Source organism: Halomonas sp. 1513 (assembly GCA_001971685.1).
Classification (GTDB): Bacteria; Pseudomonadota; Gammaproteobacteria; order Pseudomonadales; family Halomonadaceae; genus Franzmannia.
On sequence record CP019326.1, the window covers coordinates 2,406,494 to 2,431,341 of the forward strand.

27 protein-coding genes and 4 tRNA genes are annotated in these 24,848 nt (G+C 65.7%); 16 read left to right on the plus strand and 15 right to left on the minus strand.

The window, feature by feature from the left end; genetic code table 11:
- Positions 1 to 89 precede the first annotated feature (89 nt).
- Positions 90 to 425: a monothiol glutaredoxin, Grx4 family gene (locus BWR19_10860; GenBank protein APX93388.1), complete on the minus strand. Its 336-nt coding sequence runs from the start codon at positions 423 to 425 to the stop codon at positions 90 to 92.
- Between the two features lie 154 nt (positions 426 to 579).
- On the opposite strand from BWR19_10860, the gene BWR19_10865 reads away from it, so the two are divergent.
- Positions 580 to 1,500 carry an ornithine carbamoyltransferase gene (locus BWR19_10865; GenBank protein APX93389.1) on the plus strand — a complete coding sequence of 307 codons (921 nt, stop codon included), beginning with the start codon at positions 580 to 582 and terminating at the stop codon, positions 1,498 to 1,500.
- A gap of 121 nt (positions 1,501 to 1,621) precedes the next feature.
- Here BWR19_10865 and BWR19_10870 read toward each other — a convergent pair.
- Positions 1,622 to 1,697: transfer RNA gene (locus tag BWR19_10870), tRNA-Ala, on the minus strand.
- Between the two features lie 246 nt (positions 1,698 to 1,943).
- Here BWR19_10870 and BWR19_10875 point away from each other — a divergent pair.
- The 7 genes from BWR19_10875 (at position 1,944) to BWR19_10905 (ending at position 7,195) form a co-directional block, all read left to right on the plus strand.
- Positions 1,944 to 2,597, plus strand: a complete 654-nt coding sequence (locus BWR19_10875; GenBank protein APX93390.1) for a two-component system response regulator UvrY — start codon at positions 1,944 to 1,946, stop codon at positions 2,595 to 2,597.
- Positions 2,598 to 2,649: 52 nt separating this feature from the next.
- Positions 2,650 to 4,464, plus strand: coding sequence for an excinuclease ABC subunit C (locus BWR19_10880; protein ID APX93391.1), 1,815 nt, complete (start codon positions 2,650 to 2,652; stop codon positions 4,462 to 4,464).
- Between the two features lie 74 nt (positions 4,465 to 4,538).
- On the plus strand, positions 4,539 to 5,087 hold the full coding sequence (locus BWR19_10885; GenBank protein APX93392.1) for a CDP-diacylglycerol--glycerol-3-phosphate 3-phosphatidyltransferase: 549 nt from the start codon (positions 4,539 to 4,541) through the stop codon (positions 5,085 to 5,087).
- A gap of 78 nt (positions 5,088 to 5,165) precedes the next feature.
- A tRNA-Gly gene (locus tag BWR19_10890) sits at positions 5,166 to 5,240 on the plus strand.
- Between the two features lie 41 nt (positions 5,241 to 5,281).
- A tRNA-Cys gene (locus tag BWR19_10895) sits at positions 5,282 to 5,355 on the plus strand.
- A gap of 46 nt (positions 5,356 to 5,401) precedes the next feature.
- Positions 5,402 to 5,488: transfer RNA gene (locus BWR19_10900), tRNA-Leu, on the plus strand.
- Between the two features lie 117 nt (positions 5,489 to 5,605).
- Complete coding sequence (locus BWR19_10905) at positions 5,606 to 7,195, plus strand: L-aspartate oxidase (GenBank protein ID APX93393.1); 1,590 nt, start codon at positions 5,606 to 5,608, stop codon at positions 7,193 to 7,195.
- Here BWR19_10905 and BWR19_10910 read toward each other — a convergent pair.
- Both BWR19_10910 and BWR19_10915 read right to left on the minus strand, forming a co-directional pair.
- Entirely contained in the window at positions 7,192 to 7,551 is a 360-nt protein-coding gene (locus BWR19_10910; protein ID APX93394.1) for a hypothetical protein, read from the minus strand. The two genes, BWR19_10905 and BWR19_10910, sit on opposite strands and share 4 nt — an antisense overlap.
- Before the next feature lie 7 nt (positions 7,552 to 7,558).
- Entirely contained in the window at positions 7,559 to 7,852 is a 294-nt protein-coding gene (locus BWR19_10915; GenBank protein APX93395.1) for a succinate dehydrogenase assembly factor 2, read from the minus strand.
- 193 nt (positions 7,853 to 8,045) lie between these two features.
- Between BWR19_10915 and BWR19_10920 the strand changes: the two genes are divergently transcribed.
- Genes BWR19_10920 through BWR19_10930 form a run of 3 tightly spaced genes read left to right on the plus strand, consistent with a single transcriptional unit; the run spans position 8,046 to position 9,868 of the window.
- Complete coding sequence (locus BWR19_10920; protein ID APX93396.1) at positions 8,046 to 8,342, plus strand: integration host factor subunit beta; 297 nt, start codon at positions 8,046 to 8,048, stop codon at positions 8,340 to 8,342.
- 44 nt (positions 8,343 to 8,386) lie between these two features.
- Entirely contained in the window at positions 8,387 to 8,692 is a 306-nt protein-coding gene (locus tag BWR19_10925) for a hypothetical protein (GenBank protein ID APX93397.1), read from the plus strand.
- Entirely contained in the window at positions 8,693 to 9,868 is a 1,176-nt protein-coding gene (locus tag BWR19_10930) for a lipopolysaccharide assembly protein LapB (protein APX93398.1), read from the plus strand. It begins immediately after the preceding gene.
- A 9-nt stretch (positions 9,869 to 9,877) separates the two neighbouring features.
- On the opposite strand, the gene BWR19_10935 is transcribed toward BWR19_10930, so the two are convergent.
- Positions 9,878 to 10,579 carry an orotidine 5'-phosphate decarboxylase gene (locus BWR19_10935; protein APX93399.1) on the minus strand — a complete coding sequence of 234 codons (702 nt, stop codon included), beginning with the start codon at positions 10,577 to 10,579 and terminating at the stop codon, positions 9,878 to 9,880.
- Between the two features lie 238 nt (positions 10,580 to 10,817).
- Between BWR19_10935 and BWR19_10940 the strand changes: the two genes are divergently transcribed.
- Positions 10,818 to 11,084: a competence protein ComEA gene (locus BWR19_10940; protein APX93400.1), complete on the plus strand. Its 267-nt coding sequence runs from the start codon at positions 10,818 to 10,820 to the stop codon at positions 11,082 to 11,084.
- A 97-nt stretch (positions 11,085 to 11,181) separates the two neighbouring features.
- On the opposite strand, the gene fabG is transcribed toward BWR19_10940, so the two are convergent.
- A complete protein-coding gene (gene fabG, locus BWR19_10945; GenBank protein ID APX93401.1) occupies positions 11,182 to 11,943 on the minus strand; it encodes a 3-oxoacyl-ACP reductase in 762 nt (253 codons plus the stop codon).
- Between the two features lie 268 nt (positions 11,944 to 12,211).
- Between fabG and BWR19_10950 the strand changes: the two genes are divergently transcribed.
- From BWR19_10950 to BWR19_10965, 4 genes are all read left to right on the plus strand, one after another.
- Positions 12,212 to 12,730 carry an exlusion protein FxsA gene (locus tag BWR19_10950; protein ID APX93402.1) on the plus strand — a complete coding sequence of 173 codons (519 nt, stop codon included), beginning with the start codon at positions 12,212 to 12,214 and terminating at the stop codon, positions 12,728 to 12,730.
- Positions 12,731 to 12,942: 212 nt separating this feature from the next.
- Positions 12,943 to 13,236, plus strand: a complete 294-nt coding sequence (gene groES / locus BWR19_10955; protein APX93403.1) for a co-chaperone GroES — start codon at positions 12,943 to 12,945, stop codon at positions 13,234 to 13,236.
- A 59-nt stretch (positions 13,237 to 13,295) separates the two neighbouring features.
- Positions 13,296 to 14,936 (plus strand): chaperonin GroL, encoded by a 1,641-nt coding sequence (locus tag BWR19_10960; GenBank protein APX93404.1) that lies wholly within the window; start codon positions 13,296 to 13,298, stop codon positions 14,934 to 14,936.
- A 175-nt stretch (positions 14,937 to 15,111) separates the two neighbouring features.
- Positions 15,112 to 15,882 (plus strand): RNA methyltransferase, encoded by a 771-nt coding sequence (locus tag BWR19_10965; protein APX93405.1) that lies wholly within the window; start codon positions 15,112 to 15,114, stop codon positions 15,880 to 15,882.
- Positions 15,883 to 16,075: 193 nt separating this feature from the next.
- Here the strand turns inward: BWR19_10965 and BWR19_10970 are convergent, their stop codons facing one another.
- From BWR19_10970 to BWR19_11010, 9 genes are all read right to left on the minus strand, one after another.
- Positions 16,076 to 17,038, minus strand: a complete 963-nt coding sequence (locus BWR19_10970; GenBank protein APX93406.1) for a branched chain amino acid aminotransferase — start codon at positions 17,036 to 17,038, stop codon at positions 16,076 to 16,078.
- Between the two features lie 29 nt (positions 17,039 to 17,067).
- Complete coding sequence (locus tag BWR19_10975; GenBank protein ID APX93407.1) at positions 17,068 to 18,342, minus strand: FAD-dependent oxidoreductase; 1,275 nt, start codon at positions 18,340 to 18,342, stop codon at positions 17,068 to 17,070.
- A gap of 63 nt (positions 18,343 to 18,405) precedes the next feature.
- Positions 18,406 to 19,509, minus strand: a complete 1,104-nt coding sequence (locus BWR19_10980) for a class II histone deacetylase (protein ID APX93408.1) — start codon at positions 19,507 to 19,509, stop codon at positions 18,406 to 18,408.
- Entirely contained in the window at positions 19,506 to 20,447 is a 942-nt protein-coding gene (locus tag BWR19_10985; protein ID APX93409.1) for an ornithine cyclodeaminase, read from the minus strand. The genes BWR19_10980 and BWR19_10985 overlap by 4 nt, the downstream gene beginning before the upstream one ends.
- 1 nt (position 20,448) lies before the next feature.
- Entirely contained in the window at positions 20,449 to 20,805 is a 357-nt protein-coding gene (locus BWR19_10990; protein ID APX93410.1) for a hypothetical protein, read from the minus strand.
- A 25-nt stretch (positions 20,806 to 20,830) separates the two neighbouring features.
- A complete protein-coding gene (locus BWR19_10995) occupies positions 20,831 to 21,865 on the minus strand; it encodes an acetylpolyamine amidohydrolase (GenBank protein ID APX93411.1) in 1,035 nt (344 codons plus the stop codon).
- A gap of 12 nt (positions 21,866 to 21,877) precedes the next feature.
- Entirely contained in the window at positions 21,878 to 23,173 is a 1,296-nt protein-coding gene (locus tag BWR19_11000) for a C4-dicarboxylate ABC transporter permease (protein ID APX93412.1), read from the minus strand.
- Complete coding sequence (locus tag BWR19_11005) at positions 23,173 to 23,715, minus strand: C4-dicarboxylate ABC transporter permease (GenBank protein APX93413.1); 543 nt, start codon at positions 23,713 to 23,715, stop codon at positions 23,173 to 23,175. Before BWR19_11005 ends, BWR19_11000 begins: the two co-directional genes overlap by 1 nt.
- 82 nt (positions 23,716 to 23,797) lie before the next feature.
- Positions 23,798 to 24,775: a C4-dicarboxylate ABC transporter substrate-binding protein gene (locus BWR19_11010; GenBank protein ID APX93414.1), complete on the minus strand. Its 978-nt coding sequence runs from the start codon at positions 24,773 to 24,775 to the stop codon at positions 23,798 to 23,800.
- Between the last annotated feature and the right edge of the window lie 73 nt (positions 24,776 to 24,848).

Below are 24,848 nucleotides of genomic sequence, written 5' to 3' on the forward strand. Positions count from 1 at the left end.
CACGCCAGCGAGGCCTTTTTGTATCGAATCCTGGACTGCTGCTCACCAGCGCGGCGCTTGGTGCCGGGCAGTTGCAGCTGGGCGCTTTATCAGGCGTCGTCCTGCTGCTTGGCGGCGGCGTCCTTGATCAGCGTCTCGAGTTCGCCGTTCTGGTACATCTCGACCACGATGTCGCAGCCGCCCACCAGTTCACCGTTGACCCACAGCTGCGGGAAGGTCGGCCAGTTGGCGACCTTGGGCAGCTCGGCGCGGATGTCCGGATTGTCGAGCACGTTGACGAAGGCGAAGCGCTCACCGCAGGCCATCAGCGCCTGTACGGTCTGGGCGGAGAAACCGCACTGCGGCAGCTGCGGGGTGCCCTTCATGTAGATGAGGATCGGGTTTTCACTGATCTGCTGCTGGATGTTCTCTACGGTGGTGCTCATGAGCACTCCTGTCGGGTTTGGTTGGCTTGGCGTTACCCCCATTCTACTGATCCATGGGCACCGAAAACACCCCTACCATGACCGGCACCCGCCGCCACATTGCGCCGCAGCGGAGGGATGGCTAGGATGAGGGTTTTTCTCGCGGAGCGACACCATGGCGACTCGCCATTTCCTGACCCTGCTGGACCTCTCGAGCGACGAACTCAGCTATCTGATTCGGCGTGCGATCACCATCAAGAACGGTCTCAAGACCCACGGCCCGACCTATACGCCGTTCTCGAATCGCACCCTGGCCATGATCTTCGAGAAATCCTCGACCCGCACCCGCGTCTCCTTCGAGACCGCCATGGCCCAGTTCGGCGGCCACGCGCTGTTTCTCTCCTCGCGGGATACCCAACTGGGGCGCGGTGAGCCGATCGAGGACACCGCCCGGGTGCTCTCGGAGATGGTCGATGCGGTGATGATCCGGACCTTTTCCCATCAGGGACTGGAGGCCTTTGCCGCCGCCAGCGAGGTGCCGGTGATCAACGCGCTGACCGACGACTACCACCCCTGTCAGCTGCTCGCCGACGTGATGACCTGGACCGAGCTGCGCGGCCATGTGCGCGGTAAGACCGCGGTATGGATCGGCGACGGCAACAACATGTGCCATTCGTGGATCAATGCGGCACGCCAGTTCGACTTCCAGCTGCGCATCTGCTGCCCCGAGGGCTATGAGCCGCGCCAGGACATTCTGGCTGCCGCCGGCGAGCGAGTCAGCATCCTTCGCGACCCGCAGCAGGCCGCCGAGAACGCCGACCTGATCACCACCGATGTGTGGGCCTCGATGGGCCAGGAAGAGGAGCAAGCCAAGCGCGAAGCCGACTTCGCCGGCTTTCAGGTCACGGAGGCGCTGCTCGATCGCGCCGCCAAGGGCGTGCTATTCCTGCACTGCCTGCCGGCCCACCGCGGCGAAGAGATCAGCACCACGCTGCTCGACGACCCGCGCGCCGCCGTCTGGCAGGAGGCCGGCAACCGCCTGCATGCCCAGAAGGCACTGCTCGAATTTCTGCTGCTGGGCCGGGTAGAACACTGAGCGCTGCGCCCCTGCTTGCGGCAGGGGCGCAGCCGCCGCCGAGCAAACCGTGGGAATTTTACGGCGACACGAAAAAGCCGCCTGTCGGGGTGCGACAAGCGGCTGATTCACGTAATCTTTTTGGTGGAGCCTAGCGGGATCGAACCGCTGACCTCAACACTGCCAGTGTTGCGCTCTCCCAGCTGAGCTAAGGCCCCACACGAGGTACCAAGGATGTACCGGCGGTCGTGCAAGGAACGCTCCCCACAAGACGAAGCGTATGATATACAACGGGTTTGATGACGTCAAGCCATACCCCGCTAGGCCTCGTCATCGTCAGTTACGATAGCAGCATCGCAAGTAACGATAACGCTATGGATCAAAGAATTAATTAAAGCTAAGCTTGGCCGGACCGGGCAATTCGCTCGCATGCCGCCACCATTCGCAAAGATACGGGAGCTGACTTGATAAAGGTCCTCGTCGCAGACGATCACCATCTGGTGCGCACCAGCATCGCCCGGTTACTCGACGGCGAAGACGGCATTGCCGTAGTTGGCGAAGCCATCGACGGCGAGGAGGCCATCAGCATGGCCCGCCAGCTGCGTCCCGATATCGTGCTGATGGATATCCGCATGCCCGGCATTGGCGGCCTGGAGGCGACCCGCAAGATCGCCAAGGGCATGGCCGATATCCGCGTACTGGTGCTGACGGCCTTCCTCGAGGAGACCTTCGCCCAGCGCCTGCTCGATGCTGGCGCCAGCGGCTTCATCAGCAAGGGCGCCGAGCTCGACGACATGGTGCTGGCGATCCGTAACATCTTCTCCGGGCAGCGCTACATCAGCCCCGAGATCGCCCAGCGGCTGGTGCTTACCAAGATGGAAGCCAGCGACAACCCCTTCGACAATCTCTCACATCGTGAGCTACAGGTGGCGATGATGATCGTCAACTGCCAGAAGGTCAGTGAGATCTCCGACAGGCTCTACCTGAGCCCCAAGACGGTCAACACCTACCGCTACCGGATCTTCGAGAAACTCGGCGTGCACTCCGACGTCGAGTTGACACATCTGGGCCTGCGTCACGGCTTGGTCGACGGCTATCGCAGCAGCGAGCAGGCCTGAGCCAATCACCCCGATCTGGTATGCTGGCCGCAGTTCCGGCCAGTGATTCGCCATGAGTTTCGATTCCAAGCACTTCCTCGCCTCGGTCAGCGCCGCGCCCGGCGTCTATCGCATGCTCGACGCCCAGGGTGAGACCCTCTATGTCGGCAAAGCCAAGCGCCTGAAGGCACGCCTCGCCAGCTACTTTCGCGGCACCCTGAATGCCAAGACCCAGGCCCTGGTCGGCCGGATCGCCGACATCCAGGTCACCATTACCCGCACCGAGACCGAGGCGCTGCTGCTCGAGCAGACGCTGATCAAGGAGCTGCGTCCGCCGTATAACATCCTGCTGCGCGACGACAAATCCTACCCCTTCGTGTTCGTCAGCGATCGCCACCCCTACCCGGCTCTGGAGTACAAGCGCGCCCGGGCACGCCGCGACGATGGCCGCTACCTGGGCCCCTACCCCAGCAGCGGCGCGGTGCGCGAGAGCCTGTCGCTGATGCAGAAGATCTTTCGCATACGCAACTGCGAAGACAGCGTCTTCGCCCACCGCACGCGGCCCTGTCTGCAGTACCAGATCCAGCGCTGCAGCGCCCCCTGCGTCGACTACATCAGCGAAGCGGACTACCGCCGTGACCTGGAGCATGCGGTGATGTGCCTGGAGGGCAAGAGCGAGCAGGTCACCGACGAGCTGACGGCGGCCATGGAGCACGCCAGCCAGGCGCTGGCCTTCGAGGAGGCCGCGCGCCTGCGCGACCAGATCCAGCACCTTCGCCAGCTCCAGGCCCGCCAGTTCGTCGACACCGAGGGCGGCGATGCCGATATCATCGCCCTTGCCGAGCGCCCCGGCGCCTTGTGCGTGTCGGTACTCAGCGTGCGCCAGGGGCGCATGCTGGGTGCCCAGCACCACGCCCCCAGCAACGGCCTCGACCTTGGCAGCGAGGCGCTGCTCGGCGACTTCGTCAGCCAGCTCTACCTGGGACAGAGTCGCGAGGTACCCGCCGAGGTGATCACCACCCACTCGCTTCCCGACAGCGCGCTGCTGCAGGACGCGCTATCCGCCCACGCCGGCAAGCGCGTGCGCCTGACCCATCAGGTACGCGGCCACCGCGCCCAGTGGCTTCAGCTGGCACGCACCAACGCCGAGCAGCAGCTGGCCAGCCAGCTCGCCAACCAGCAGCAGCTGGCCAAGCGCTTCGCCGCGCTGCGCGACGCGCTGGACATGCCCCACACTCCGCAGCGCCTGGAGTGCTTCGACATCAGCCATAGCCACGGCGAGGCCACGGTGGCGTCCTGCGTGGTGTTCGACCACCAGGGCCCCGTCAAGTCGGACTACCGACGCTTCAATATCGAGGGCGTGGCCGCCGGCGACGACTATGCCGCCATGCGCCAGGCGCTGACGCGCCGCTTCAAGCGGCTGCAGGACGGCGAAGGCAAGCGTCCCGATGTGCTGGTCGTCGATGGCGGCAAGGGCCAATTGAACATGGCCCGCGAGGTATTTGCCGAACTCGGCATCGCCGACATCCGCCTGCTCGGCGTGGCCAAGGGCACGACCCGCAAGGCGGGCCTCGAGACGCTGTTCATCGAAACCGTGGAGCGCAGCCTGGCACTGGACGGCGCTTCACCGGCGCTGCACCTGATCCAGCACATCCGTGACGAATCGCACCGCTTCGCCATCACCGGCCACCGCACGCGACGCGACAAGGCGCGCCGCACCTCGACGCTGCAGGACATTCCCGGCGTCGGCCCCAAGCGCCGCCGTGAGCTGCTGCGCTATTTCGGCGGCCTGCAGGGCGTGCGCAAGGCCAGCCGCCAGGACCTCGCCAAGGTCCCCGGCATCAGCGCCAGCCTGGCCGAGGCCATTCATCAGGCGCTACATGGCTGAGGTCCATGGATGAATCGTGCCAAGACCGCTAAGATAGTGCCTTCCGTCCACCCGCCAGGACTCGCGACGCACCGATGAATATCCCTAATATCCTGACACTAGCGCGCATTGCCTTCATTCCGCTGCTGGTGGTGGTGTTCTACCTGCCGTTCAGTTGGAGCATGCCGCTCGCCGCGGGCCTGTTTGCGATCGCGTCGATCACCGACTGGCTCGATGGCTATCTGGCACGACGCTGGGACCAGAGCACCCCGTTCGGCGCCTTCCTCGACCCGGTGGCCGACAAGTTGATGGTGGCGGTGGCGCTGGCGCTGCTGATCGAGCGCTACGACGTGGTATGGCTGACCCTGCCCGCGCTGGTCATTATCGGCCGCGAGATCGTGATCTCGGCGCTGCGCGAGTGGATGGCCGAGATGGGCAAGCGTGGCACGGTAGCGGTGTCCTGGATCGGCAAGCTCAAGACCACCCTGCAGATGGTCTCGATCTTCCTGCTGCTGGGCTTCACCCCCGGCTCGCTGATTGCCAACCTGGGCGTACTCACGCTGTTCGTCGCCGCCACCCTGACGCTGTGGTCGATGGTCCAGTATCTGCGCGCTGCCTGGCCGCACCTGAGCCGCGCCATGTGAGGGGTCCCGACCGCCTTGTTAACGGCAATAAACGATTGACAAGCAGCGGGTTATGCGTAGAATACGCACTCGAGTCAGGCGGGAATAGCTCAGTGGTAGAGCACAACCTTGCCAAGGTTGGGGTCGCGAGTTCGAATCTCGTTTCCCGCTCCATGATTCTTCGGGAATACGCATTTACCGTTCCCGATATAAGAGGCTGGATGGCAGAGTGGTTATGCAGCGGACTGCAACTCCGTGTACGCCGGTTCGATTCCGACTCCAGCCTCCATTTTCCTCTGTACCTCGCTGTGCAAGATCCTGCTGCTCGAACCCCCGCCCGGATGGCGAAATTGGTAGACGCAAGAGACTTAAAATCTCTCGGTGGCAACACCGTGCCGGTTCGAGCCCGGCTCCGGGCACCATTGCCTAGCCAACCCCTGCTTTTCCTTACCCGCCCAACGCCTTATCCTGCTTGTTCCCATGCGAGTGCGGCGCCCTGATGCCCGGCGCACGGCCATGCGCCCGACAAGGAAGCTTCCATGCGTGACGTACTGATCATTGGCGGCGGTGTCGCCGGCCTGACGCTGGCCCTTAGCGTGGCCGAGCAGCGCCGTGTCACTCTGCTGCGCCCGCTGCGCGACCACCAGGGCGCCAGCCAGTGGGCCCAGGGCGGCATCGCGGCGGTGCTGTCGCCTCAGGACGACATCGAAGCCCATGTCAGCGACACCCTGACCGCCGGTGATGGCCTATGCGACGCAGCGGCAGTGCGTTTCACCGTCACTCAGGGCCCCGCCGCCATTCAATGGCTGCTCAACCTGGGCGTCCCGTTCACCCCGGACACCAGCGATGGCGCCCCCTACCCCTATCATCTGACCCGCGAGGGCGGCCACGGGGTACGTCGCGTGATCCACGCCGACGATGCCACCGGCCGCGCGCTGATCGATACCCTGCTGGCCCAGGCGGTTAGCCATCCGAATATTCGCCTGCGCGACGACCTGACCGCCGTGCGCCTGGCCAGCGACAGCCGCGGCCACTGCCGCGGCGCCCACTGCCTGAACGCCGATGGCGAGCCGCTGACCCTGCTGGCACACGACACGGTGCTGGCCAGCGGCGGCGCCAGCGGGCTATACCAGCACACCACCAGTCCGCAACCCGCCTGCGGCGAGGGCATGCTGATGGCCGCCGAACTGGGGGCCGAGCTGATGAACCTGGAGTTCCAGCAGTTCCACCCCACCTGCCTGTATGATCCCACCGGCGCGCCGTTCCTGATCAGCGAGGCACTGCGCGGTGAAGGTGGCATATTGAAGAACCTCGCCGGTGAGCGCTTCATGCCATCACTCGATCCGCGCGGCGAGCTGGCCCCGCGGGATATCGTCGCCCGCGCCATCGACGCCGAGATGCAGCGCGAGGGCGGCCAGCACCTGTGGCTCGACATCAGCCACTTGCCAGCCGACGACATTCGCCGCCAGTTTCCCACCATTCATGCGCACTGCCTGTCGCGAGGCATCGACATTACCCAGGTCCCCATCCCGGTGGTCCCGGCGGCCCACTACAGCTGCGGCGGCATCGCCACCGACCTGCATGGCGCCAGCAGTGTGCCCCACCTCTACGCCATCGGCGAAAGTGCCTGCACCGGCCTGCATGGCGCCAACCGCATGGCCAGCAACTCACTGCTCGAATGCCTGGTATTCGCCCGGGCCGCTGCGGCGCAACTGCGCGATGGCTCGGCAGTAGACGCTGACATGCTGAGTGACCGCGACGTGGATAGCCGAGGCTGGCTGGCCCAGGCAACCGCCGCAACAAGCCCCGCGTGGGTCGCCGAACGCTTTACGACGCTACGCCGGATCATGAGCCGTCAGGTGGGTATCGTGCGCAGCGACGCCGGGCTCGCCAGTGCCGCCGAGGCGCTGGGCGAACTCGAGCGCTCAGTGTGCCACGACGCCCATCAGCAGCCTGTCAGCGTGCCCTTGGCACGCCTCCAGCACGCCCTGCAGTTGGCACGACTCAGCGTCATGGCAGCCCGCCAGCGACGCGAATCACGCGGGCTGCACTACAATCGCGACTGTTCCTCCCAGGCCTCCCAGGCCCGCGCCTCGCGGCTGCGACTCAGTGACCTGCCGCCCGCCTAGCCAAACACGCCCTTCGAGGCCTGCTCGCCCCGCAAGCGGCGGCGCAGCTCGCGACGCGCCTCAGGCTCGGCGCTGTCAGGCCACAGCCATACCGGCCGACCATCGAGCCTCACTCCGACCAGCCACGGCCCGAGATAGATCACCTCCAGGCTCACCCCATGCCAGTCATGAGCAGCGCCCGACACCTGCCAGCCGCCCTCGCCGCCGGCATGGCGCAGTGACCAGCGGCGCTGCCTCAGCCACCATTGGCCAATCACCACCCCCAGACACAGCAGCGCCGTGGCGACCAGCCACGGCGCTGCTACCCACGCCAACAGACCACCGACGGCGAGTGCCAGGCCCGCCTGGGCGATCAATGCCAGCCTAGAGGGTACGATACTGATCGTTACCGGTGGTTTCGGCATAGTCGACGATCATCTGCACGATACGCCGCTTCGCCGGCTCGGTGGGCCAGTCGCGACGCATCAACCACACGAAAAGATCCTGATCCTCTTCGGTGATCAGTGCCTGAAAGGCCGCCTGGTCGGCCGCCTCGAGGCCGTCGTAGCGGTGCTCGAGGAACGGGATCAGCAGCAGATCGAGCTCCCACATGCCGCGCCGGGAGTGCCAATATAGGCGCTTGCGGGTGATGTCTTCGGCAGACGCTTGTTCGCTCAAGGGAAACCTCGAAACGTTGGGTGGATGTCGCCGCAGTATACCCGAGCGCTACCGGCGGCACACGATGGCGCCGGCCGCGCGCCGCCAGGTAGCGGATGGTCGCAGTCTAGTGCGTTGTTTTATCACGGTTTGCGCAGTATGCTGAAGACAAACAACAAGCCGGATATGGCGTAGACCGCATTGGAGACGTGCAATGACCAAGTCCGAACTCATCGAGCAGATAGCAATGCGGCAGCCCGAGCTGTCGATCAAGGAAGTCGAAGCGGCCGTGCGGCTGATCCTCGACGATATCACCGATGCACTGGCCGACGGCGGGCGCGTGGAGATTCGCGGCTTCGGCAGCTTTTCCCTGCACTATCGCGAACCGCGGGTGGGGCGTAATCCCAAGACCGGCGATCCGGTCGAACTGGACGGCAAGTTCGTGCCACACTTCAAACCTGGCAAGGAACTTCGCGAGCAGGTCAACGCCAGCCGTGCCCTCGGTTACTGACACCCCGCTCCGGCTTCATTGAACGACTGAAGGAATCCATCACCATGCGTTGGCTCAAAGGCGTGATATTGGCAATAATCCTGCTGGCAGTCCTGCTGGTCGGCATTCTGTTTGCCGTCAACAACCAGCAGGCCATGCCACTCAACCTGATCTGGCTCGAGCTACCGGCAGCGTCGCTTTCGGTGTGGCTGCTCGGCGCGCTGGCTTGCGGGGTACTGCTCGGCATGCTGGCAATGAGCGGTGTCTATCTGCGCCTGCGCACCCTGCTGACGCGCGCCCAGCGCCACAATCAGCAGCAGCGCAAGGAACTCGACCGCCTGCGCGTCCAGGAGCTCAAGGAACTGCCCTAAATGCTCGACCCGATGCTGCTGGCACTCGTGTTGGCAGCGGTCGCCATCGGCTGGTGGCTGGGCCGCCGCCAACGCGCCCCCGACGACGACGCGCCGCAGCCGTCCCTGACGCGTGACTATTTCCTGGGTCTCAACTATCTCCTCAATGAGCAGCCCGATCGGGCCATCGAGACCTTCGTCGCCGCCCTCGAGGTCAATAGCGACACCATCGAGACCCATATCGCCCTGGGCAACCTGTTCCGCTCCCGCGGCGAGGCCGATCGCGCCGTCAAGATCCATCAGAACCTGCTGGCACGCCCTACGCTGACAGCCTATCAGGGCGATAGCGTGCAGCTCGAGCTGGCCCGCGACTTCTTCCACCTGGGCCTGCTCGACCGCGCCGAGAAACTGCTCCAAGGGCTCGTCCACGATGCCCATCTCGATGAGGTACGTCGCCACGCCAAGCGCCTGCTAGCCGACCTGCTGGAACGCGAGAAGGAGTGGCAGGCGGCACTCGACGTGGCGCAGCCGTTGATTCGTGAGGATAACGGCTTACGCCGCGCCGCCGCCCACTGGCAGTGCGAACTCGCTCAGCAGGAACTCGACTCGGCGAGCCCATCGCGCGCCCGCAAGCGACTCAAGCAGGCGCTGAAAACCGATCCGGCCTGCGTACGAGCGACCTGGATGCTGTCGCGCATGGAGCACGACACCGGCCACTACAAGACAGAGATCAAGCTGCTCAAGCGTATTCCCGATCAGGATCCCGACTTCACGCCGCTGGTGCTGGGGCCTCTGCGCGACGCCTACCTGCGCCGAGAAGACCCCGCGGGCCTCGAACAGACGCTGGAAACCCTGGTCGAGAGCACTCGCTCGACCAGTGCCATCATCATGCTCGCCGAATGCCTGCGGCAGCGCCAAGGCAATCAGCTAGCCGCCGAGTTCGTCAGTCAGCAGCTGCAGCAAACGCCCAACCTGCGCGGCATCGACTATCTGGTCGACCTTTACCGCCACCAGCCAGGCCTGGCCGAAAACCAGCCGATGGCGCTGCTCAAGCAACATACCCAGTCGCTGCTCGACGCCAGCCCCCACTACCGCTGCCAGCGCTGCGGCTTCGATGGCCGCCAGCTGCACTGGCAGTGCCCCAGCTGCCGCAGCTGGGGCACCACCCGGCCGATCACCGGCCTGCGCGGCGAGTAGCCAGCGCCCTCAGCTGCCCGCCAGCTCCGCCTCGATGGCCGCCAGCGCCGCCATCGGCTCCTCGGCCTGGGTGACCGGCCGTCCCACCACCAGATGCGTACTGCCCGCCGCCATGGCGGCGGCCGGGGTCATCACCCGACGCTGATCGCCGGCCGCGGCGCTGGCCGGGCGAATGCCCGGCGTGACCTTGAGAAAGTCCTCGCCGCACAGTGTCCGCAGCCGCTCGGCTTCCTGGGCCGAGCACACCACGCCATCCAGGCCGCTGGCGCGGGTCAGCTGCGCCAGCCGCTCGACGTGCTCGGCGGGGCTGGCGGTGATGCCGACCTCGGCAAGATCCGCGGCGGCCATACTGGTCAGCACCGTCACCGCGATCAGCCGCGTCTCGAGACCGCCCGCCTCGAGCCGCTCGCGGGCCGCCTCCATCATCCGCCGTCCGCCGCCGGCATGCACATTGACCATCCATACCCCCTGCTGGGCAGCGGCCTCCACGGCACCGGCCACGGTATTGGGGATGTCATGGAACTTGAGATCCAGGAACACCTCGAAACCGCGGCCGTGCAGGGCATCGAGCACATCGGGGCCGCTGCGGGTGAACAGCTCCTTGCCGACCTTGACCCGGCAGCGACGCGGGTCGAGGCGATCCGCCATGCACAGGGCAGCGTCGAGAGAGGCGTAGTCGAGGGCAATGATCAAGGGAGAGGAAATCGACATGCGCGAGAGAGGCTCCGTCCAGGCTGTGAGGGATATGCCTCAGTATATCAGTCGAGTGACGTCCACTGCCGGTAAGCCATGGCTTTCATGCCTTGTTATATAAGTCTTACAGAAAATGGAGAAATGACTCACACCCCAGCGCCATCGCCCCTGTCTATGGTTAAAGAGCACGCAGGGCCTCCCAGCAGCTTCGCCCGGCGCTGCCGACCCACTCGATAACTCTAGTAAGGAGAACGGTATGCAAGGACTCTTCAAGGCGTTTGTCATCAGCCTGCTGCTGACGTTTGCGCTGCCCGCCCTGGCCCAGGAGATGGCCCCCATCGACGTGAATACCGCCGACGCAGAGCTACTGGCAGAGCTACCCGGCATTGGTGAGACGCGTGCCCAGGCCATTGTCGAAGAGCGTGAGGCCAACGGCCCCTTCGAGAGTGCCGATGACATGACGCGGGTGAGCGGTATCGGCGCCGCCACGGTAGACGGTTTTCGCGACCAGGTAAGCTTCTGATTCAATGTGTGTCCGGCTTTAGAGCTCGATTCCTCCCTCCCTGCTGAGCTCACCGGGCGACCCAACGGGCCGCCCGGCTTCTTGAGCGCACGACAGGTTAGATCCTCAAGCCACCGTCACACTCGATCACCCGTCCGGTGAAGTAGGCGTTATCGAAGATAAACGCCACGCTCTCGGCGATATCTGCCGGCTGACCGAGGCTACCCAACGGAATCCCCTTGGCGATCTTCTCGAGCACTTCGGGACGAATGGCACTGGTCATCTCGGTCTCGATGAAGCCCGGCGCCACCGCGCCCACGCGGATACCGTGGCGGGCCAGTTCCTTGGCCCAGGTCACGGTCAGCGAGGCGACGCCCGCCTTGGCGGCCGAATAGTTGCTTTGGCCCATGTTGCCGGCGCGGGAAATGCTCGAGATATTGACGATCACCCCGCCCTGGCCGGCCTCGACCATCTGGCTGGCCGCTTCACGGCCGCACAGGAACACCCCGGTCAGGTTGACGTCGATCACCTGGCGCCACTGCTCGAGGGACAGGGTGCTCTCGACTTTCCCGTCGCGGGCCTTGACCAGCAGGCCGTCACGGGTAATACCGGCGTTGTTGACCAAGCCGTTGAGCGGACCCAGCTGCGCCGCGATGTCCGCAAACGCCTGGCGCACCGAGGTCTCGTCGGCCACATCCACCACGAAGCCTGTCGCCTGCACGCCCTGATCGAGCAATACGTTGGCTGCATTGTCGAGCGCCTCACGCTCGAGGTCGAGCAGGGCAATTCGTGCGCCCTTGCGCCCCAGTGCCGCGGCCATGGCCAGGCCAAGCCCGCGCGCCCCACCGGTAATCGCCACCACCGAATCGTTCCACTGCATAATGGATATCTCCTCATCGGGCCAGCGTGCCTGGCCTCTCGCTAATTGCGGGTTCGCGCCCAGATTGACTGACTTGGCCAGAAGCCGCCGATGCTATTGTGCATCGCAACATAATTCACCCTAGCACGAGTCGCGGTGTTCGCCCAGCCAACCAATGGCGAAGACCAAGCGTCGATAATGCCTCCCCCTACTATCGGCCGATGCCTGCCGCGACTTGAAAACCCGGTTACCACCTCCATATCAAGGCCAAACTACACCAGGAGTCACCATGCCCTTCCTGTTGCTCTTTACCCTCTTCGCGCTGCTCGACTTCGTCATCCTGTTCTCGGTGGGCAGCCAGATCGGTCTGCTCACTACCCTGCTGCTGGTGCTGGCGACCGGCTTCATCGGTCTGCATCTGGTGCGGCGCCAGGGCGTCGCCACCCTGCAGCGCGCGCAGCAGCGCTTCGCCCAGGGCGAGCTGCCCTCCGGCGAATTGATCACCGGCGCCGCCTTGATCTTCGGCGGCGCTCTGCTGATGGCCCCGGGCTTCGTCTCCGATGCGCTGGGCTTCATGTGCCTGATTCCCGGCACTCGCCAACTGCTCGGCCGCGCCTTCGGCCGGGTAGGCGTCAAGGCGCGTGGTTTCAGCTTCCATCATCAGCCGGGGCCAAGCCCAGACGACTGGCACCAGGCTGGCCGAGACGCCGCCGGCGACGATTGGCAAGCGCAGCGCGGTAGCCAAAGCGGCGACGCTCAGGGCCCCATCGAGGGCGACTTCATCAGCCGCGACGACGCACGCCGCTGAGTGGCTGAAAAGCGTAAATTTTTTTTCTTGGCGGCCTTGAAAGGCTTCCCCCAGCCCCCACTGTTGGGGCTAGAAGACGAGCTTCGGTTGCCGGGGTCTCCTCGGCACCAATGACAAAGAAGGCATCCGCCTTCCCGGAAGCCCGCTTCCGGAGCTGTTATGGACCGTCGTGTACCAACACGACACAGCAAACCATCAGGAGAACGTGAGCAATGAACATCCGTCCCTTGCACGATCGCGTCGTCGTCCGTCGCGTCGAAGAAGAACAGAAAACCGCTGGCGGCATCGTGCTCCCGGGCAACGCCCAGGAAAAGCCGACTCGTGGCGAAGTCCTCGCCGTCGGTAACGGCCGGATTCTCGACAACGGCGAAGTGCGTCCGCTGGACGTCAAGGTCGGTGACACGGTGATTTTCAAGGATGGCTTTGGCGTCGAGAAGCAGAAGATCGACGGCGAAGAAGTCCTGATCATGAGCGAGTCCGACATTCTCGCCGTGGTCGAAGGCTAAGCCTCTACCCGTTACTGCACCGCGTTAGTTTCACGAACTCAGATTAGGAAGCACTAAAAATGTCAGCGAAACAGATCAAATTCTCCGATGATGCCCGCAAGCGTATGGCGCGGGGCGTCGATGTCCTGGCCAACGCCGTCAAGGCCACCCTGGGCCCGAAAGGCCGCAACGTGGTGATCGAGAAGTCCTTTGGCGCCCCGACCGTCACTAAAGACGGCGTGTCCGTGGCCAAGGAGATCGAGCTCAAGGACAAATTCGAGAACATGGGCGCCCAGATGGTCAAGGAAGTCGCTTCCAAGACCTCTGACGTGGCCGGCGACGGCACCACCACCGCCACCGTGCTGGCGCAGTCCATCGTCAACGAGGGCATGAAGGGCGTTACCGCCGGCATGAACCCGATGGACCTCAAGCGTGGCATCGACCAAGCAGTGATCGCCGCGGTCAAGGAAATCGAAGCCCTGGCCGTACCGTGCACCGACGCCAAGGCCATCGCCCAGGTCGGCACCATTTCTGCCAACGGCGACTCACGCATCGGCGAAATCATTGCCGACGCGATGGAGAAGGTCGGCAAGGAAGGCGTGATCACCGTCGACGAAGGTCGTGGCTTCGAAGACGAGCTGGAAGTCGTCGAGGGCATGCAGTTCGACCGCGGCTACCTGTCGCCCTACTTCGTGACCAACCAGGACACCATGGCGGTGGAACTGGAAGACCCGTACCTGCTGCTGGTCGACAAGAAGATCTCCAACATCCGCGAACTGCTGCCGGTGCTGGAAGCCGTTGCCAAGGCCGGCAAGCCGCTGGCGATCATCGCCGAAGACATCGAAGGCGAAGCGCTGGCCACCCTGGTGGTCAACACCATGCGCGGCATCGTCAAGGTCGCGGCTGCCAAGGCCCCGGGCTTCGGTGATCGTCGCAAGGCCATGCTGCAGGACATCGCGATCCTGACCAACGGCACCGTGATCTCCGAGGAAGTGGGTCTGACCCTCGAGCAGGCCACCCTGGATCACCTGGGCAGCGCCAAGCGCATTACCATGTCCAAGGAAAACACCACCATCATCGACGGTTCCGGCAACGAAGCTGACATCGAAGCGCGTGTCGGCCAGATCCGCGCCCAGATCGAAGACACCTCTTCCGATTACGATCGCGAGAAGCTCCAGGAGCGTGTCGCCAAGCTGGCCGGCGGTGTGGCCGTGATCCGTGTCGGTGCTGCGACCGAAATCGAGATGAAGGAGAAGAAGGCCCGCGTCGAAGACGCCCTGCACTCCACCCGTGCAGCCGTCGAAGAAGGCGTGGTGCCTGGTGGCGGTACTGCCCTGGTGCGCGTGCTGACCAAGATCCAGGACCTCAAGGGCGACAACGAAGATCAGACTCACGGCATCGCCATCGCCCTGCGCGCCATGGAAGCGCCGCTGCGTCAGATCGTCACCAACGCCGGCCAGGAAGCCTCCGTGATCCTCAACAAGGTCAAGGACGGTGAAGGCAACTACGGCTACAACGCCCAGACCGGCGAGTACGGTGACCTGTTCGAGATGGGTGTGCTGGACCCGGCCAAGGTAACCCGCTCTGCGCTGCAGTCAGCCGGTTCCGTGGCAGGTCTGATGATCACCACCGAAGCCATGATCGCCGATGACCCGGACGAGAAAGAGGCCGGTGGCGCCCCCGACATGGGCGGCATGGGTGGCATGGGCGGCATGATGTAAATCAGCCCCCTGCCCCAGGCACTGCCTGAGACAGACCCCGCCGGTGAGAGCCGGCGGGGTTTTTGCTTTTAGCGCCCAGCAGCTCGGCGCTCGGCGCTCGGCGCTCGGCGCTCGGCGCTCGGCGCGGTATGATACTCGCCTAGACTCATATCACCACAAGGCCTTCCCGAGCCCCATGCTCTCGAATATCCGCATCGTCCTCGTCCAGACCTTTCATCCCGGCAATATCGGCCAGGCCGCCCGCGCCATGAAGACCATGGGTCTGAGCGACCTGGTGCTGGTACGGCCGCGCTGCTACCCCGATGCCGACGCATCGCGCCTGGCGGCCGGCGCCGAGGACGTGCTCGACGGCGCCCGGGTGGTCGATGAACTGAGCGACGCCGTGGGTGACTGCGTGCAAGTGGTCGGCGCCAGCGCCCGACTGCGCAGCCTGCCGCTGCCCCACTTTGATGAGCCCGACGCCATGGCCGAGACGGTGATCGGCAACGCCCGTCAGGCGCCGGTGGCGCTGGTGTTCGGCCGCGAGCGCTCGGGGCTGACCAACGACGAGATTCGCCAGTGCAGCCATCAGGTGAGCATTCCAGCCAATCCCGACTACGGCATCCTCAATCTTTCCCAGGCGGTGCAGGTGCTGGCCTACGAAGTGCACCGCGCCTGGCGCCGGCAGCCGGCCAGCGACTACCGCTATCAGCGCCCCGCCCGGGCCGAGCCGCCGACCCGTGAGCAGCTAGGCCATTTCCAGGCGCATCTCTCGCGGGTCATGGCCAGTAGCGGCTTTCTGACCCAGCCCCATGCCAATACCCAACAGCAGCTGCAGGCGCTTTTCGCCCGCGCCGAGCCCTCGCGCCGCGAACTCTCGCTGCTGCGCGGCCTGCTCAGTGCGGTGGAGGCGCATTTGCCCGAAAACTCACCGGCGTACAAGGAAACGTCACGCAATCGAGACTAGACTGTCATATCACCGGCCTATAACAGGTTGGGCGGGCGCAACGGATACTGCTCTACCTCGTCAAGGATGCGACGGCGCAGGGAGCGCCAACAGGAGATGGCTGCGGCCATAGCACCCGGACGGTGCTCAGGGAGGAAGGAATACGCCATGAAGCGTCGGGCTTCATGGCGTTTTCTTTTGTGCGCCGGCGGGCCTATCGAACGGCTGTCAGCCAGCCCTCATAGCCGGGCAGTTCGCCCCGCGTGAGGCGTCGATAGAGGCACTGCAGCCGCGCCGTCACGCTGTCCGCCTCGATATCTTCGAGCATCAGCCTGGCGGCGTCGCCGCGGACGCCGATGCGGCGTCCATCCAACTCGCGCAGCGGCAGAATCTCGGCGGCGGTGCCGGTGAGAAAGGCTTCATCGGCGGTATACAGCTCGTCGCGGGTGATACGCCGCTCGCGCACCTCGAGGCCCAGTTCGCGGCGCGCCAGCTCGATCACGCTGTCGCGGGTAATGCCCTGCAGGCAGGAGGTGATCTCCGGGGTATGCAGCACGCCATCGCGCAGCAGGAATACATTGGCCGCCGAGGCTTCGGCGACGTAGCCTTCCGGGTCGAGCATGATGGTCTCGTCGAAGCCCGCCTTGACCGCGGTATTCAGCGCCAGGATCGAGTTGACGTAGTGGCCGTTGGTCTTGGCGCGACACAGGCTGATATTGACGTGATGTCGTGCCCAGGAGGAGGTCAAGGCACGCAGGCCGACCCGCGCGGCACGCGGATCGAGGTAGTCGCCTAGGTCCCAGGCGGCGATCATCACGTGGGTGGTCAGGCCCTTGGCGCGCAGCCCCATGCCCTCGGCGCCGAAAAACACCGTTGGCTTGAGGTAGGCATTGGCCAACTGGTTGCGCTGCACGCACTCACGCTGCGCCTCGATCAGCGCGGCGGCGTCCCAGGCCAGCGGCATGTCCAGCGCATGGGCGCTGTCCAGCAGCCGCCGGGTATGCTCGGCGGCCCGGAACAGGTGCGTGCCGCGCTCGCCGGCGTAGGCGCGGATACCCTCGAAGCAGCCCATGCCGTAGTGCAGGGTATGACTCAGCAGGTGGGTAGTGGCCTCGCGCCAGGGCAGCCACTCGCCGTCCTGCCAGATCCATCCATCGCGGTCGTAAAGGGGCGTCATGGTCGCGTCCTTGCCAAATGAGAGAGCCTTTAGCCGAAGCGTCCCGGGCGAAACGCCTCGAGCGCCAACGCTGGTTTATCACCGTCGATCAACTGGGCGATCAACTGGGCGCTGGCCGCCGAGAGCGTCCAGCCAAAGGTGCCGTGACCGGTGTTGAGGAACAGGTTGTTGCGCTTGCCTTCTCCGATCACCGGCGGCCCGTCCGGCGTCATCGGCCTAAACCCGGTCCATGACTCGGCGCGATCGAAGTCGGCAGCCCCGTCGAAGCGTGAAGCCAAGGCGTGACGCAGCGTCTCCAGGCGCTGGCCCGGGATCTGGCGATCATGCTCTGCCAGCTCGACGAAACCGGTCACCCGCAGGCGCTCGCCGAGACGCGTGACCACCACCTTGTAGCGATCGTCGATGACCGTCGACCGGGGGGCCCGGGCGGCATCGCGCAGCGGCATGGTCAACGAGTAGCCCTTGACCGGGTAGATCGGCAGGCGAGCGCCGAACATTTCACCCAGCCGCTGCGATGCGGTGCCGGCACACAGCACGAAGGCATCGGCCGCGAGGGGCTCGAGCGCCTCACCGTCGCGGCTGGCGAGGGTCAGCGCACGCAGGTGACCGCCGCCGTCGCGCTCGGCGCCGGTCACCTGGGTCTCGAACAGGAAACGCACCCCGCGCGCCTCGCAGCTCGCCGCCAAACCTTGGGTAAAGCGGTGGCAGTCACCGGTGCCGTCGCCGGGCAGCCAGATCCCCCCCACCAGCGGCTGGCTACCCGCCAGGGCCGGCTCGCGCTCGGCAACCTCGGCCGCGGTCATCAGCTGATGCGCAATGCCCATCTCGCCAAGCAAGCCGGCATTGACCTGCAGTGCCTTGAGCGACTCGACGTCGCTGGCCAGCTCGATCAGACCGCCACTGCCGGCGTCGAAGGCCAGCGGCACCTCCGCTTCCAGTGCCTCGAAGCACTGGCGGCTATAGGCTCCAAGGCGCAGCATGGCACGCTTGTTGGCCTCGAACAGGCCGGGCTGCTGGGCGAAGCGCCAGGTGGCTGCCAAAAAGCGCAGGGCGTGGGGTGACGGCGGCAACTTCAGCTTGAGCGGGCCATCGCGCTTGACCAGCCAGGGCAGCGCCTTCTTGAGCATGGCCGGCGAGGCCCAGGGATAGACATAGCCATAGCTGCGCTGACCGGCGTTAGCGCGACTGGTCTCGAGCCCAGCGGCAGCATGGCTCTCCACCACCGTGACCCGGTGGCCGCGCTGCTGCAGGGCATGCGCCGTGGTCACCCCCACCACGCCGGCTCCGATCACCGCAATATCCACGTCAACTCTCCCCAGCCTGGCTATCGTTATCGAGCATTCACAAGTGTCTTGTCGTTGCCCAGCCTACTGCGTCATCGCCTGGCGCCGCCAGTCATCGATCAGCGCCTGCTGATGCGGCTGCAGCGCCTGGTAGCCCCAGGCGGCAATCTCGTCGCTCTGGGGGTCGGGCACGTCGATCTCGCTCCCGGCCAGCGTACGAATCACCGCGTGCCCGCATAGCGGCACATAGCCCTCCGAGTAGCCGCCCTCGTGGATCATCACCAGGCGCCCCTCACAGGCGCGGGCGGCCAGCGCCATGACCTGCTGCGTCATGCTGGCAAAGGCGGCGCTGTTGAGCAGCATCTTGCCCAGCGGATCCTTGGCACATGCATCATAGCCACAGGCCACCACGATCAGCTCGGGGGCAAAGGCGTCGATGGCCGGTATGACCAACTCGCGCATCGCATAGTCATAGGCGCCGATCCCGCAGCCCGGCGGCAGCGGCAGGTTGAGATTGGTGCCATGCCCTGCCCCGACGCCACGCTCATCGATACCGCCACTCTCGAGAGGGTAGTTGGCCGCCTGGTGCAGCGAGACGGTCAGCACCTCGGGATCGTCGTAGAAGGCGACCTGCTGGCCGTTGCCGTGATGCACGTCCCAATCCAGGATCGCCACCCTGCCCAGCCGCCCCTGCGCCCGGGCGCGCTTGACCGCCACCGGGATATTGCCCAGCAGGCAGAAGCCGCGCCCGCGGTCCGGCTCGGCGTGGTGTCCCGGCGGGCGGCACAGCGCATAGGCGTTGGCCAGCTCACCTCTGGCCACCGCGTCGACCGCCGCGATCGCCAGCCCAGCCGACTGGCGGGCGGCAGCCAGGCTGCCCGCCGAGTAGGGTGCCGCTTCCCCAGCATCACCGCCGCGCAGAGCATCGCCGCACTCCAGGGCGTCGAGATAGCGCGCGGTGTGAAAGTGTTCGAGGTCGCCGCGGCTCGCCGGTGGCGGCTTGCGCACCGCCAGCTCGTCGATCAGCCCCGAGACCTCCAGCAGGTTCTTCAGCCGCCGCTTGCTCTCGGGGCTTTCCGAGGCCGGCTGCGGCTGCAGGAACTCGCCCGGCGTGGAAAACACCCCCACCGCACCCGGGTCGTGCCAGAAGCAGCGCTCGTGCCAGAAGAACCCGCTGGGCAGCCTCATCCACGCCCCTCGAGCTGCTCCCAGACCTCGATGGCCGCCGCCAGGTCCTCGATCGATGCGCCCACCGACTTGAACAGGGTGATCGCCTCCTTCGAGGAGCGTCCCGTCTTCTCGTTGCGTAGCAGCTCGGCCAGCTCGGCACGCACTGCATCGAAGGTAAAGGCGCCCTCGTCGATGGCCTGCAGGATGTCCCCCGCTTCTCCCTGGGCGCCGGCGTAGGTATCGACGAACACCTCGCTGCGCGCGAAGCACTCGGCATCGGTCTCGCGCATGCTGGGGCGGAAGGCGCCGATCAGATCGAGATGGGTGCCCGGCGAGAGCCAGGCGCCGCGGATCAGCGGTGCGCTGGACAGCGTCACGCAGCTGACGATATCCGCCTCACGGGTGGCCGCCTCGAGGTCCTCCACCGCCGCGCAGTCGAAGCGTCCGGCGTAGTCGGCGGCCAGCCGCTCGGCCTTGTCGTAATGGCGGCCCCAGATGCGCACGCGCTTGATGGGGCGCACCGCCGCATGCGCCTCGATCACCATCGGCGCCAGCTTGCCGGTCCCCACCACCAGCAGCGTCTCGGCGTCATCGCGGGCCAGCTCACGGGCGGCCAGCGCCGAGGCCGCCGCGGTGCGCCGCCGGGTCAGCTCGCTGCCGTCGAGACACGCCAGCGGGCGGCCGTGGGCGCCCTCGCTGAGCAGGTAGACGCCGGCAATCGCCGGCAGGCCGTGATCGGCATTCTGGGGAAAGACGTTGACCATCTTGACCCCGATATAGCCGGCCGCTTCCCAGGCCGGCATCAGCAGCAGGGTGGCCTCGCCGTCGGGCCGCTGCATGGCATGATGGTGGCGCGGCGGCGACTCCACGCCGTCGCGAAAGGTGCGCGCCAGGCGATCCACCAGCGCGTCCCACGGCAGCGACGCGGCCACCTCCTCGGCCGAGATGACGCGCATATCAGGCCCCCGGGATCGCCGCAGTGACCATGATCTCGACCTTCCACTCGGGCTTGGCCAGCTTGGCCTCGACGGCCGCGCGCACCGGCGGGCGACCGGGCACCACCCAGGCGTCCCAGGCGGCGTTCATTTGATCGAACTCGGCCATGCTGGTGACCCAGATCTGGGCGCTGAGCAGGTGCTCCTTGGAACTGCCGGCGCCGGCCAGCAGGCGCTCGATCTTGGCCAGCACCTGTTCGGTCTGGCCGCGCATGTCGGCGCTGGCGTCGTCGGGTACCTGGCCGGCCAGGTAGACGGTGCCATTATGCAGGGTGGCCTGGCTCATGCGGGTGTTGCTGTCGTGATACTGGATGCTCATATGCTGCTCCGTGTGCAATAGATGGTCAGGTCTGGCAGTAGCCGCGCATGAACGCCGCCAGGTTGGCCCCCAGATAGTCCGTCGGGTAGCCGCCCTCCTGGACGATCACCGTCGGCCACTCGATGGCGGCCAGGCGCTGTCCGAGGAGAGTGAAATCCTCGCTCTCGAGCGCCAGGCCGGCCAGCGGGTCGGCCTTGTGGGCGTCGAGCCCCAGCGCCACCACCAGCGCGGTGGGGCGAAACGCCTGCATGGCCTCGATGAGGCGCTCCAGCGCGGCCATGAAGGTCGTGCCGTCGCTGCCCAGCGGCAGCGGTATATTCAGGTTGGCGCCGGCGCCCTCACCTTCGCCGGTCTCGTCGGCACCACCCCAGAAGAACGGGTAGAAATCCCTGGTATCGGCGTGCAGCGAGCCGGTCCAGACGTCGCCCCGAGCGTAGAAGATATCCTGGGTGCCGTTGCCATGATGCAGGTCGACGTCGAGAATCGCCACCCGCTCATGTTGCTCGCGCAGCACCGTGGCGGCCAGCGCCGAATTGTTGAGGAAGCAGAAGCCCCCCGCTCGCTCCGGACCGGCATGGTGGCCGGGCGGCCGGCACAGCGCATAGGCGTAGCGCTTGCCCGCCATCACCGCCTCGGCGGCGGCCTCGGCGCTGGCGGCGCTGGCCAGGATGCCGGCGAAGCTCTCAGCGGTCATCGGGCAGGCCATGTCGTGCATATGCCAGCCCACCTGGCCCACCGGATGCCGCGGGTAGTGGTGACCGCCGCCGCAGGGGTGCACATTGGGTGCGACGATCTCGGCGGCGTTTGGCAGCGCCTGCCAGCGGGCATAAATGGTCTCGAGAAAGTCGAGATAGCGCGGCGTATGGATGCGCAGCAGCCGCTCGCGCAGGCGCTCGCCGTCGCTGGCGGCCGGCGCGCTCAGTGACAGGCCGCACGCATCCAGGCCAGCGGACAGCAGTTCGGCGCGCAGCGGCCCTTCCGGCGAGGCCACCTGGCGGCCGCGCAGCAGAAAGCTCGGCGGGGCGTGACGCTCCTGGTCGGGATGGTAATAGAGTTGCATGGACGTCCCTCGTCAGTACCCCAGTCGCGCCGGTAGCCAGGTCACCAGGCTGGGAAAGGCAATCAGGATCAGGATGGTAGCGAAAATCGGCACCAGGAAGGGCAACACCGACATCACCACCTGACCGTAGCGCAATCGAGTAATCCCCACCATCAGGAACAGCACCGTGCCGAACGGCGGCGTCACCACCCCCACCGACAGCGTGATGACCATCACGATACCGAAATGCAGCGGATCGAGGCCCGCGGCCAGCGCCGCCGGCACCACGATCGGCGTGAAGATCAGAATGCTCTCGATCACCGACATGAAGCAGCCGATCAGCAGGAAGAACAGGGCAAAGCCGAGCAGCAGCACCAGGGTCGACACCCCCAGCCCTGCGACCTGTCCGGCCAGCGCCTGGGGAATGCCGATGCGCACCAGCAGCCAGCCGTAGAAGCTCGATACCGCGATGATCAGCAGGATCGCCGCGCTGAACATCAGCGTACGGCGGAAGGCACGATAGAGATCGATCAGACCCAGATCGCGGTAGATCAGGCCGCCGAGGATCAAGGCGTAGAGAGAGGCCACCGCGCCGGCTTCAGTCGGCGAGAAGAACCCGCTCCAGATACCGCCGACGATGATCGCCGGCATTACCAGCGGCAGCAGCGCCCGGCGGCCGGTGCGCAGCACCTCGCGACCCGAAAAAGGCGTCGGCGCCGGCATCGTGACCCGATTGGTGGCCGCCAGTACCACGGTCAAGCCCATCAGCATCAGCGCCATCAGGATGCCCGGCACCAGGCCCGCCATGAACAGCGCGCCGATGCTCACGTTGGCCAGCCAGCCATACACCACCAGGGCGATGGAGGGCGGCAGGATCGGCCCGATCACGCTTGAGGTCGCGGTGATGCCCGCCGAATAGCCGAGGTCGTAGCCGCGCTCTTTCATGGCCTTGATCTCAACGCTACCCAGGCCCGCCGCGTCGGCCACCGCGGTACCCGACATGGTGGCAAACAGCGAGCTGGCGACCACGTTGGCATGCCCCAGCCCGCCCTTGGTAAAGCCGACCAAAGCCGTGGCGAAATCGAAGATCCGTGAGGTCGTCGAGCCCGAGTTCATGATATTGGCGGCCAGGATGAACAGCGGTATCGCCAGCAGAGTGTAATTGTTCAGCGTCTGCACCATGCGCAGCGACATCAGCTCCACCGACAGTCCGGTGGCACTGGTCACTCCCAGCGCCACGAACGAGGTAATGCCGATGGCCACCACCACGGGCAGCCCGATGGCCATCAACACCAGCAGGGCACCCACGAAGATCAGCAGCTCGAGCATCAGGCACCCTCCTCGTTCATGTCCGGCGCGGCTCGCCACTCGACCGGGCCGCGTAGCGCCTGCCAGGCCGACAGCACCGCCATGCCGGCGAAACCAATCAGGATGCCCAGATAGAGGTAACTGAAGCTGATACCCAGCGACACGGTGCGATTGTTGGCACTGGCGCCCACCATGACCCAGGCGCCCCAGGCCGCGAGCACGAAAAACCCGCAGGATATCAGCGCAACGAGCCGATACTGGAGGCCCCGCGCCACGCCGGAGAGACGGTGGCTGAACAGATCGACCACCAGATGCTCGCCACGCACCCAGGCTGAAAGCGAGCCGAACCCGATCGCATAGATGGCCAGCATCGAGGCGACCTCCTCCGACCAGGGCATGCCCAGACCGAGCAGATCGCGCGCCACCACGGCGCCGGAGAGCAGCAGCAATACCCCTGCCAGCAGCATGACCCCGAGGATATCGCACCCCAGGGTCAGCCCCCGCAGAAGGTAAAAGGCCACCCGGTCGAGGGTGGCGGCGGGCGGCACGGGAGAACGGGACACGGCAGACTCCTCATAGGTTGTTCACAATGCAACAGCGGCGCCCCTTAGGGTCGCCGCTGCTGCCGCTCATGGCCCCATGGCCTCAGGCATCGTCGCCCAGGGCGTCGTCCATCACCCCGTCGGCCATCTCATCGAGCAGCCGCTCGATGGCCGGCATGGCGGCGTCGCGGAAGGCGTCGATATCGGGCTCGATAATGGTCATGCCACGCTCCTCGAGCTGCTCGAGGTAGTACTCATCGAGTTCGCGCTCACGCTCGGTGCCGTACTCGCGGGCCACATGGATCGCCTCGGTGATCAGCTCCTGGTCGTCTGCCTCGAGGCCGTCCCACCACTGACTGCTGGCCACCCAGTTCCACGGGAACTGCACATGGCTGGTGAGGATGATGTAGTCCTGCACCTCCCACAGCTGGCGCGTATAAGGCGAGGAGAGCGAGTTCTCGTGGCCATCGACCTGGCCGGTCTGCATCGACAGGTAGATCTCCGGCGCCGGCACATTGACGACCTGGGCGCCGATCTCCTCCCAGACCTCCAGCCATACCGGCAGTGACGGTAGGCGCAGGCGGAAGCCCTCGAGGTCCTCCGGCGAGTGGATCGCCTGATTGGCGGTCATGTGGCGCGGCCCGCGATGCTGGGTGCCGAAGTACTTCAGCCCGCCGCGCTCCTCGGCCTGCTCGATCAGCCGCTGGCCGGAGGGGCTCTCCATGAAGGCGTCGACCTCCTCCCAGGTAGCGAAGACGAACGGCACGGTAATCGCGTCGTACTCCTCTGCGTACTGCTGGCGCCAGTTGCCGCCGGTGATCGATATCTGGGTCTGGCCCAGGTTGAGCAGCTCGAGCACCGAGTTTTCACCGCCCAGCGAGCCGGCGAGGAACGGTCGCACATCGAATCGGCCCGGGGCGTGCTCCTCGAGATACTCGGCAAAGCGCTCGACGGCATCGCTCTCGGAGCCGCCCTCGCTCATGGTGTTGTTGACCTGAATCTCGATGGCATTTGCCAAGGCATGGGGTGCCGCCGCCAGCATGCCGGCAGCGATCAGGGTGGCGAGCAGTGATTTTTGCATCGGACTCTCCCTTTGATGTTGTGATTATGGTTGAGGATGGCGTGTCGTGATTCGATCTTGGTACAAGCACGAG